The 8,356-nt window shown below is 64.6% G+C and carries 10 protein-coding genes and 1 pseudogene; 3 read left to right on the top strand and 8 right to left on the bottom strand.

What is annotated here, in order from left to right; genetic code table 11:
* A partial coding sequence (locus I7S92_RS23055; RefSeq protein WP_206761116.1) for a hypothetical protein occupies positions 1-299 on the top strand: 299 nt, incomplete at its 5' end.
* A 378-nt stretch (positions 300-677) separates the two neighbouring features.
* Here the strand turns inward: I7S92_RS23055 and I7S92_RS23530 are convergent.
* From I7S92_RS23530 to I7S92_RS18020, 8 genes and pseudogenes are all read right to left on the bottom strand, one after another.
* Positions 678-866: pseudogene (locus I7S92_RS23530) on the bottom strand (D-Ala-D-Ala carboxypeptidase family metallohydrolase); the annotation flags it as partial.
* A gap of 46 nt (positions 867-912) precedes the next feature.
* Complete coding sequence (locus I7S92_RS18050; protein WP_386002367.1) at positions 913-1,341, bottom strand: hypothetical protein; 429 nt, start codon at positions 1,339-1,341, stop codon at positions 913-915.
* Entirely contained in the window at positions 1,338-2,021 is a 684-nt protein-coding gene (locus tag I7S92_RS18045) for a recombinase family protein (protein ID WP_197646846.1), read from the bottom strand. The genes I7S92_RS18050 and I7S92_RS18045 overlap by 4 nt, the downstream gene beginning before the upstream one ends.
* A gap of 99 nt (positions 2,022-2,120) precedes the next feature.
* On the bottom strand, positions 2,121-2,702 hold the full coding sequence (locus tag I7S92_RS18040) for a phage terminase small subunit P27 family (protein WP_242070270.1): 582 nt from the start codon (positions 2,700-2,702) through the stop codon (positions 2,121-2,123).
* Positions 2,699-2,926: a DUF7220 family protein gene (locus I7S92_RS18035; RefSeq protein WP_197646845.1), complete on the bottom strand. Its 228-nt coding sequence runs from the start codon at positions 2,924-2,926 to the stop codon at positions 2,699-2,701. Before I7S92_RS18035 ends, I7S92_RS18040 begins: the two co-directional genes overlap by 4 nt.
* On the bottom strand, positions 2,904-3,383 hold the full coding sequence (locus tag I7S92_RS18030; protein ID WP_197646835.1) for a hypothetical protein: 480 nt from the start codon (positions 3,381-3,383) through the stop codon (positions 2,904-2,906). The genes I7S92_RS18035 and I7S92_RS18030 overlap by 23 nt, the downstream gene beginning before the upstream one ends.
* The gene (locus I7S92_RS18025) at positions 3,380-3,844 is read right to left on the bottom strand and encodes a phage terminase small subunit P27 family (RefSeq protein WP_197646833.1); all 465 of its coding nucleotides are present in this window, start codon (positions 3,842-3,844) and stop codon (positions 3,380-3,382) included. Before I7S92_RS18025 ends, I7S92_RS18030 begins: the two co-directional genes overlap by 4 nt.
* A gap of 206 nt (positions 3,845-4,050) precedes the next feature.
* The gene (locus tag I7S92_RS18020; RefSeq protein WP_197646831.1) at positions 4,051-5,304 is read right to left on the bottom strand and encodes a site-specific DNA-methyltransferase; all 1,254 of its coding nucleotides are present in this window, start codon (positions 5,302-5,304) and stop codon (positions 4,051-4,053) included.
* A gap of 329 nt (positions 5,305-5,633) precedes the next feature.
* Between I7S92_RS18020 and I7S92_RS18015 the strand changes: the two genes are divergently transcribed.
* Both I7S92_RS18015 and I7S92_RS18010 read left to right on the top strand, forming a co-directional pair.
* On the top strand, positions 5,634-6,416 hold the full coding sequence (locus I7S92_RS18015) for a hypothetical protein (RefSeq protein WP_197646829.1): 783 nt from the start codon (positions 5,634-5,636) through the stop codon (positions 6,414-6,416).
* On the top strand, positions 6,409-8,346 hold the full coding sequence (locus I7S92_RS18010; protein ID WP_197646827.1) for a 7-cyano-7-deazaguanine synthase: 1,938 nt from the start codon (positions 6,409-6,411) through the stop codon (positions 8,344-8,346). The genes I7S92_RS18015 and I7S92_RS18010 overlap by 8 nt, the downstream gene beginning before the upstream one ends.
* The last annotated feature ends 10 nt before the right edge of the window (positions 8,347-8,356 follow it).

The raw sequence follows: 8,356 nt of genomic DNA, 5'->3' as shown, positions 1-8,356 counted from the left end.
AAGCCCGAGAAGGCCGGTGCCGGCAGCGAAATGCCCGACATGGGCGGAATGATGTGAACGGCGGCGTCCCGCGGGCAGGAGCCCCCGGACACCAATCCACGGTGTTAATGAAAACAAACACCGAGCACTGCTTCAGAAAAAACTCAGAACCAGGAGGAACCGAAATGTCCAAAGGTGACAAGCAACGCGGGAACCGTGAGGCGAAGAAGCCCAAGAGGGTGAAGGAAAAGGTCGTTGCAACAGCCGACTTCACGAAGGGTAAAGCCTTGACCAATCTTGGCGAGCACAAGAAGAAATAGTTAGCGGTCCGAGTGATTGCATATCACTGAAGACGGAGCCAGATGGCAGAGGGATACACGGCGACTTGCTTCGTCGGAAAGCCTCTGGCTCGCCAGAAAACGACGATGAAGAGTTACCGGAGAGAATGCGCGACATGCGTATTTGATTGAGAAGCCGCAAGTTAGCGAAAGCAACCTCGCGCCCGGTCTCGCATCACAGCATAGTCGCTCAACATCTCCGCGATCGCAGAGCCCTCCGGCAGCAGGGCCTGTTCCTTTGCCGCCCGCGCCAGGAACTCCCGGCCGTACTCGACCACAGGCGGGCACGTCGCGAGCCTGCCGTCCTCAGAACGAACCGTCGCGCAGCCGCTGAGCAAGCTCGTTGCGATCACGAGGGCGACGCGCCGCAGCCTCAAACGCCGTCGGGTCGTGGTTCGTCATCGCAGTGTCGAAAGCGGCGCCCTCCATGTGATTCGAGCGGATCGCGCCGGCGACGGCGCGATTGTGCTTAGGGCTGCGATAGGCCGAACGAACGATAAGCGGCTTGACCAGCCGGTTGCGCAGCGCCTGCGCTTTGTCGAGCGCCGGTCCTTTCACCGCAAGCTTGCTGGCGCCTGTTTTGAAAGATTCGGGATCAGTAGTCCGTCTCCACATACACCCCCGAGCAATCGTAAGCGACCGCCGCCGCCGTCGCGCCGTTGTTCAGGAACAGCCGCGGCGACAGGAATTGCGTGGTGGCGGGCAGATCGGCGGTGGTCTCCTGCTCGAAGACTGCGCCGGACACTTCGTCGACCACCCGCACCCAGACGGATGACCCATTCGGCGGCGCGGCGATGAACAGGGTCAGCACCCCGCCCGTGGCGATGGCAAAGCTCGCCCCCATGTCGGTCAGGGTCGGTGAACCGGTGTCGTCGTTTGCGACCAACTGCCAACGGGTGTGCGTCCCGCGTTGGAAGCCGATGCCGATACACTTGATCGCTGCGGCCAGCGCCAGGGTGGTAGCAAGAGCGGCGTTGGAGCCGTAGAGGCCAAGAATCCCATGTCGGTCGCCTGCGGCGTTCATTTAGCTTTGATCAGCACCCCCCTGACATTCCCCACATTCCACTGCCCACCTCGCCTCGTCTGTATCCCGCGTGCTGTTAGTTCCGCCGCAATCGCCCGCAGCGACGTGTGCCCCGCAGCCCGGATATCCGCGAGCACTGGCGCCAGATCCACCGCAAAGGCAGCCGCATTCGCCGATACCGCCGCCCTGAGCGCGGCCCCGCCTTTCGCGGCCCGGCGAAGGCTCGCCGCCCCGTTCGGGTTCCCGAGCTTCACTCCACGGGCTTTGGTGACGGCGAGGGCTTCCTTCGTTCGCCGCGAGATCGCCTCGCGTTCGGCTTGGGCAACGAGAGCCATGATGCCAACCGTCAGGTCGTTAGCCTCTGGCATGTCCACGGCCACGAACCGCACCCCGCTGTCGCGCAGGGCGAGGAGGAACGCCGCGTTTCGACTAAGCCGGTCCAGTTTGGCGATCACCAGCGTTGCCCCCGTCACCTTCGCCAGGTGCAGCGCCTTGGCCAGTTCCGGCCGGTCCGCCTTCCGCCCGCTTTCCACCTCGGTGAACCGCGCCAGCACCTCCGCGCCGCGCGATGCCGCGAAGTCATCGATCACCTTGCGCTGTGCTTCAAGCCCAAGCCCGCTCGCCCCCTGCCGCGCAGTCGAGACCCGCTCATAGGCCACCAGCCGCTGCCCTGCCGCCATTCCCGCCCCCCTGTACACAACTGCGTAACGTTCGTTGCGCAGTTGTGTACGCCAGAAGCGCGCGGTCTCGTAGTCAAATTGTTGATTTCACTTGGGAAGTCAGAGATTACCGTTCAGGAGGTTGCGCCGCACCGGCTCCCGGTCGGGATCGTGGGGAACCTTGGGGCCGGAGCCATCCATGGGTTGCTCGTAGATGACACCGTCCTCGCCTTTCCAGACGACCACCATCTCGATCCGGTCCACGCGGTCCTCGGCCTTGGCGGCATCGGCATAGGCCACGATCCTCGACCGCGACGCCGGCGTCAGCCCGATCTCCGCCATGTAGCGGCCCATCAGTTCCATCTGCCGGTTCGCCACCGTCAGCCAGGGCGATTGCTGCACATAGCCCGAGGGTGTCTTGATCAGGAGCGGCGTCTCCTTCAGCTTCTGCTCGGCCTCGACCCAGCGGCCATAGGCCTGGCAGTAGGCGGCCAGGACGGCCCGGTCGACGATGGAGATCACACCCATGCCGACCAGCGTCTCCACCAGCCGGTGCCACTCCGTGCGGGCTTCCTCGCTCAGATGGTCGGGGCAATCCGGGATACCCTCGGGCGGCACAGGTTCGGCCCGGTTCCACGCCTTCTTGCCACGGTTGCCCTCCATGCGGCGCCAGGCGGTGGGTTTGCGGGGTGGGCCGCTCATGGCAACTGGTCCCTGAGCGCGTTGAAGGTGCGCCGGATGACATAGCCGCGCAGGAAGGAGATCAGGGTGAACACCGTCGCCACCATGAAGTTGTCGATCAGGGCCAGCTCATATCCCAGCGCGGGAAACAGGAACCGCTGCACCCAGACGGAGAGCAGGAAGCCCACGATTGTGCCCGTGAGGCTTTCGAAGGCCGAAGCGCTAGCTGATTGACCAGCGGTCATTTGCCCTGTCCTTCTCCAGTTCGATGGTTTCCGCCGTCTGGCCCCGCTCCAGGACGGCCAGCAGCTCCTGCAGCGTCTCGTCGCTCAACCGGGTCAGATCGATCATGCTTTCCGGCGCAGCCGGCGGGGTGGCGACTTCCAGCGTCTCGCGCCAGCCACCTTGCGTCTTCAGAAAGAAGATCATCGCCGTGACATTGCCGGCGCGCGCCTTGGTGACAAGGCTCTGGGCAACGGCACCGATGGCTCGAGCTTTCCCGCGTTTATAGCGTTCGGATAGGTCCTCGTCGCGGTTCAGGAGCGCGAAGAAGGTGGTGCGGCCGATACCCAGGAAGTCCGCGATCTGCTCGGCATTCAGCACCGCGGACAGCGTTTCCACCTCGGCCCGCTGCGCATCCGTCAGGGTCGTGAGCGGACGGCCCCCCAGTCGCGTCGGGCCAGTGTCTTCCACGGCGCTCATGTAAGGAACTCCAGCGCCGGATCGTCCTCCCATGGCGACGCGCCTTGCGGCGAAACGCTCAGCCTGGTGCGCGAAGACGGCGTGAGGCCGAGCTCGGCCATGTAGCGCAACATGAATTCCCGCTCCCGGTTGGCGATGGTGAGCCAAGGCGAGAGTTGCACATACCCGGCAGGCGTCCGGATCAAGGGCGCGGTTTCCTTCATCTTGCGTTCGGCCTCGACCCAGCGCCCCCAGGACTGGCAATAGCCTGCCAGTACCGCGCGATCGATCCGGGTGAGTATCCCGACCGCCTGCAGCTCCTGCACCAGCCGTTTCCACTCCGCCTTGGCGGACGGGTTGAGATGCGCGGGACAGGTTGGCAGGCCTGGGTTGGGGCGAGGCTCCCGCTGGTTGATCGGTCGGTGCCCCGGATTGCCCTCGAGAAGCTTCAGGTGGCTGGGCTTCGGCTTACGCCCCTTCATGGCCGCCTCCGACTGCGGAATTTGTCGACTGCGGCTTCCGGATCGGCATGTGCGGACGTGCAGGAATCTGGCCTAAGAGGGATGTCATCGTGCCAAGACCCCCCCTCGGCAAATTCGCGCGCGTGAGAATGTTCCTCCCCCCGCCGGTCCCGATCCGCAAGCGTCCAGAGTTTGACCCTCCCCCCGGGGGGACATCGTCACGCCGCTCATGCCGTCACCTCGGCAATCAGACGATCCGCCCGCAAAGCCGCGAAGCCGCGACCATCGCCGTCCAGCACGGCCTCCTTCCCGGTGAAGGCCTGCCAGCGTTCGACGGCGACATCGACATAGGCCGGGTCCAGTTCCACGGCGTGGCAGTGGCGCCCGCAGGTCTCGGCCGCGATGATCGAGGTCCCCGATCCAGAGAAGGGCTCGTAGACCGCCTGGCCGGGGCTGGAGTTGTTCAGCATCGGCCGGCGCATGCATTCGACCGGCTTCTGCGTCCCATGCACGGTGGCGGCATCCTGGTCGCGACTTGGGATCTGCCACAGCGTCGTCTGCTTGCGATCCCCCGACCAATGGCCCGTGGCCTTCTCCCGGACCGCGTACCAGCAGGGCTCGTGCTGCCAGTGGTAGTCCCCGCGGGACAGGACCAGGCGCTCCTTCGCCCAGATGATCTGGCTGCGGATGGCAAAGCCGCTCGCGATGAGGCTCTCGGCCACCGTGGTCGCGTGCAGGGCTCCGTGCCAGACATAGGCCACGTCGCCGGGGAACAGGGCCCAGGCTTCGCGCCAGTCCGCGCGGTGATCGTTCAGGACCTTGCCGGTGCGCTTCGTCTTCGCTGCGCCGACCTCGTTGCGCCAGGCAGGGTCATACGCCACGCCGTAAGGCGGATCAGTCACCATCAGGTGCGGCTGAACACCGGCGAGAACGCGGGCAACGGTTCCAGCATCCGTGGCATCACCACAGATCAGCCGGTGATTGCCCAGAAGCCAAAGCTCGCCGGGCTGCGACACGGGATGTGTCGGAACTGGCGGGATCTCGTCTTCCCGCTCGTCCGCCTCGCCCGACCGCAGCAGCGCATCCAGTTCGCCGGCCTCGAACCCGAGGCTCGTCAGGTCCACCGCCATGTCCCGCAGATCACCCAGTTCCAGCGCGAGGAGCGCCTTGTCCCAGCCCGCCTGCTCGGCCAGCCGGTTGTCGGCGAGGATGTAGGCCCGCTTCTGGGCCTCGGTCAAATGCGCCAGTTCGATGACCGGCACCCGCGCCAGCCCAAGCTTCCGCGCCGCCATCACCCGGCCGTGGCCCGCGATAATGCCGTTCTCCCCGTCGACCAGCACCGGGTTGGTGAATCCATACTCCCGGATCGAGCCGGCGATCAGCGCCACCTGCGCATCCGAATGCGTCCGGGCATTCCGGGCATAGGGGATCAGGCCCTCGATCGGGCGGTAGTCGATTGCGATCTCTGCCGTGCCGTCCATGCCGCCTCCCCCCCCGGTCCGCAACAAGCGGTGTCTCTGGGGGATATGCGGGAAGTATAACAGAGACTTATCTATTTGTAATTATGACATTAATTCCTATTTCGCGCAGAACCGCGACAATCAGCGACACGAGGACAAGTGGGACAGATTGGACAGTAGAAAGGACTAATTCCTTCACGCGCGCGGGTGAAGGAGAAATGGTTTTGTAGCGTCACATCTGTCCCAACTGTCCCATGCGCTCTCCTCCTGAAGTGTGTTCTGTGTTTGACAGATCGCCTGACGACGGGTGAACTGCGGCCAGAAGCGCAACGCCGAAGGGCGCAGGGGACATGGGCCATATCCACCTCGGCGTATTGCCGCAGACGAAGAAATGGCGCGAGGTGGTCAGCCTTCTGGAGGACCGCGCCGATGACGAGACCGTTTTCGCCGCCAGTGCCATCGCTGCGGAACGGGACCTAGCGGCGGCCGTCGATAATTCAGTCTTCGTCGAGGCGGTGCGGCTTTTACTGATGATACCCTTCGCAGCACGTTCCGAGGATTTCGGAGCCGCGCTGCGGGACCTCGATCTGCAGGTGGCGAGCCACCCAGAGCTTCTGGACATCATAGCCGCTGCTGGCGACCGGCTTGACGCGGTTGCCCGCACGTCCCGCACCCGCACTGACTTCGGAGAACTGGCCGGAAGGGCGCTCATCGCCACCTTGGGCGAGCAGATCGGGGGTGCGTTGCCCGGCCTCTTCGACACCACTGCGGAAGATGTGCGCACCGAGGCCCGGCGCCTGTCGCGACCGCAGGGCATCGGAGGTCTGACCCGGGCGTTCTTCGGACGGTTGCTCTCCGATACGCTTTCCTCCTGGCTGGATCGCACCTTGGCATCACAGACCGGTCCGGGCCGGCGCATGTCGGACGCCGGCGCACGCGGCGCCTTCGATCTCGCGCTCGGTCAATACACCCATGAAGCCACACGCATCATCCGGGAATTCGCTCCCGGCTGGTACGGCAAGCGCCTGCACGAGAGTGGACGGATCGACAGTCATCAGGCGGCGGCCTTCGGGGCGGTCGCCATGAAGAAGATCACCGAGGAGCTGCGGCGCAAGCGGAATGCCGATGAGTGAGGCCATCGTCACCCGCGGCCCGACGGAGAAGCCATTGCGGATCCGCTTGAATGGGTCGAACCCCACCTTCAAGCTGCAGTCGGAACGGATTGCGGCAACGCTCGTCAGCCCGATCGCGCCGCATCTAGAGGATCTGATCGAAATCGCCGGCACCGTTTTCGCCGCCGACAGCAGCGTGGTGCGGGGTGGAGCGACCCGTCCCGATATGGGCGAGTCCTGGCACCGGAACTTCGACTTCAGCATCCCGGTGCGCGATCCCGGCTTCTGGTCGCGGTCCGAAGTGACTAGCGCGCTCACTGACGCCGTAACCTTCCTGACCGACGACGTCGTCACCTTCAAATTCGTGCCCCGTCCTGAGCAAGGCCAGCAGCAAGGTTTCCTGCAGTTCGATCCGGCCTCGGGCGCTTTTGCTGCCGATGAGGTGATCCTGTTCTCCGGCGGACTCGACTCCTTTGCGGGCGCACTCGAATGGCTGTCGACCCGAACCGGCCGCGTGGCGCTGGTCAGCCATCGTTCCTCGCAGAAGGTCGCGACCCGGCAGCAGCAGCTGGGTCAGTATCTCGTCCGTCGTTTCCCCGGCCGCGTGCTCCACATCCAGGTGGCGGCCCATCGGGTCGGCAGCGAAGCGCGGGAGGCGACCCAGCGCTCTCGGTCCTTCCTCTTCGCGGCTCTGGGCCAGACGGTGGCGCGCATGCTCGGGGCAAGCCAGGTGAGCTTCTACGAGAATGGCATCGTCAGTCACAACCTGCTGATCAGCCCGCAGGTCGTCGGCACCATGGCCACCCGCACCACCCATCCGCTGACACTGCGCAAGCTCAACGAGTTGATGGCCCTGATCGGATCCGCACCGGTTCCAATCCACAATCCCTACCAGTGGATGACAAAAACGGAGGTCGTGCGCCGCATTGCCGATCATGGCGAAGCCCGCCAGATTCGCCACGCGGTCAGCTGCACCAGCGTACGTGAGCAGGACAGACTCCACACCCATTGCGGCACCTGCTCGCAATGCCTCGATCGGCGCTTCGCGATCCTGGCCGCGGGTCTCCAGACCGAGGAGCCGGATGAGATGTATGCGACCGATGTCCTTTTCGGGGCCCGCGAGAGTGATCGGTCAAGGACTATGGCGCTCGACTGGACACGTCATGCGGCGCGGCTGCCATCCCTCGACGCCGCGGGTTTCATGAAGGTCTTTGGCCAGGAGGTCTTGCGAATTGCCCGCGGATATCCTGACCTGCCGCAGCGAGAAATCGTCGAGCGAGTATTCGATCTTCAGCAGCGCCATGGACGGGCGGTGACAGGTGTTCTCGAGCGGGCCATTACCGACAAGGCCGGTCCGCTGGCGCGTCAAAGCCTGCCGGAGACCGCGCTCCTGCGACTGCATCTTGCGGGCGGAGACATGAGCGACCCAAAGCGCGTGGGAGATCCCCGTGCAGAAGCGCGCGCGCCCGCGCCTCGCACCCAGGTCGATTCCGATGCTCCGGATCTCGTCTTCAATCCCAATCATCCTCTGGAAGTCACCTTCACCCATGATGGCCGGATCCCCGTGATCGATATCCGCGGCCTCGGCACGCTCCAGGGCGCTCCGGCAAGGGTCGCGCATGAGCTGAAGCCGGATTTTGATGCGGATCGCGCCGCTGGGCTGTCGCGGGATGCCCATCGCTTCATTGCTCAGGGAGACCTTGCGAAGCGAGTTGGCGTTGCCAAAACAACCATCACACAGGGGGTAAAGCGCTGCCGCAAGGCGCTGGCAGAGCTCTATCACGATCTGGTCGGCGCGCCCCCCGCGTTGCCGTTGCTGATAGAATCCAAAAAGGCCCGCGGCTATCGGCTGGATCCCGACATCCGGCCGCTGGCGAAGTCCGAGGCGACGCCCCATGTGCCGCCTCAAGAATCACCTCAGGCAGCCCCGATGTCACGACAAAGTGGATGATGTCACGTCA

It is taken from the genome of Tabrizicola soli, from assembly GCF_015999335.1.
Classification (GTDB): domain Bacteria; phylum Pseudomonadota; class Alphaproteobacteria; order Rhodobacterales; family Rhodobacteraceae; genus Tabrizicola; species Tabrizicola soli.
Note: the sequence above shows the minus strand (reverse complement) of the source record. Positions and strands in the feature narration are given on the sequence as shown.

Excerpts from the sequence above, each read along its gene's own strand:
- I7S92_RS18015 (WP_197646829.1), top strand. The coding sequence starts at position 5,634 with ATGGGCCATATCCACCTCGGCGTATTGCCGCAGACGAAGAAATGGCGC.
- I7S92_RS18025 (WP_197646833.1), bottom strand. The coding sequence starts at position 3,844 with ATGAAGGGGCGTAAGCCGAAGCCCAGCCACCTGAAGCTTCTCGAGGGC.
- I7S92_RS18010 (WP_197646827.1), top strand. The coding sequence starts at position 6,409 with ATGAGTGAGGCCATCGTCACCCGCGGCCCGACGGAGAAGCCATTGCGG.
- I7S92_RS18030 (WP_197646835.1), bottom strand. The coding sequence starts at position 3,383 with ATGAGCGCCGTGGAAGACACTGGCCCGACGCGACTGGGGGGCCGTCCG.
- I7S92_RS18040 (WP_242070270.1), bottom strand. The coding sequence starts at position 2,702 with ATGAGCGGCCCACCCCGCAAACCCACCGCCTGGCGCCGCATGGAGGGC.
- I7S92_RS18045 (WP_197646846.1), bottom strand. The coding sequence starts at position 2,021 with ATGGCGGCAGGGCAGCGGCTGGTGGCCTATGAGCGGGTCTCGACTGCG.
- I7S92_RS18050 (WP_386002367.1), bottom strand. The coding sequence starts at position 1,341 with ATGAACGCCGCAGGCGACCGACATGGGATTCTTGGCCTCTACGGCTCC.
- I7S92_RS18020 (WP_197646831.1), bottom strand. The coding sequence starts at position 5,304 with ATGGACGGCACGGCAGAGATCGCAATCGACTACCGCCCGATCGAGGGC.
- I7S92_RS18035 (WP_197646845.1), bottom strand. The coding sequence starts at position 2,926 with ATGACCGCTGGTCAATCAGCTAGCGCTTCGGCCTTCGAAAGCCTCACG.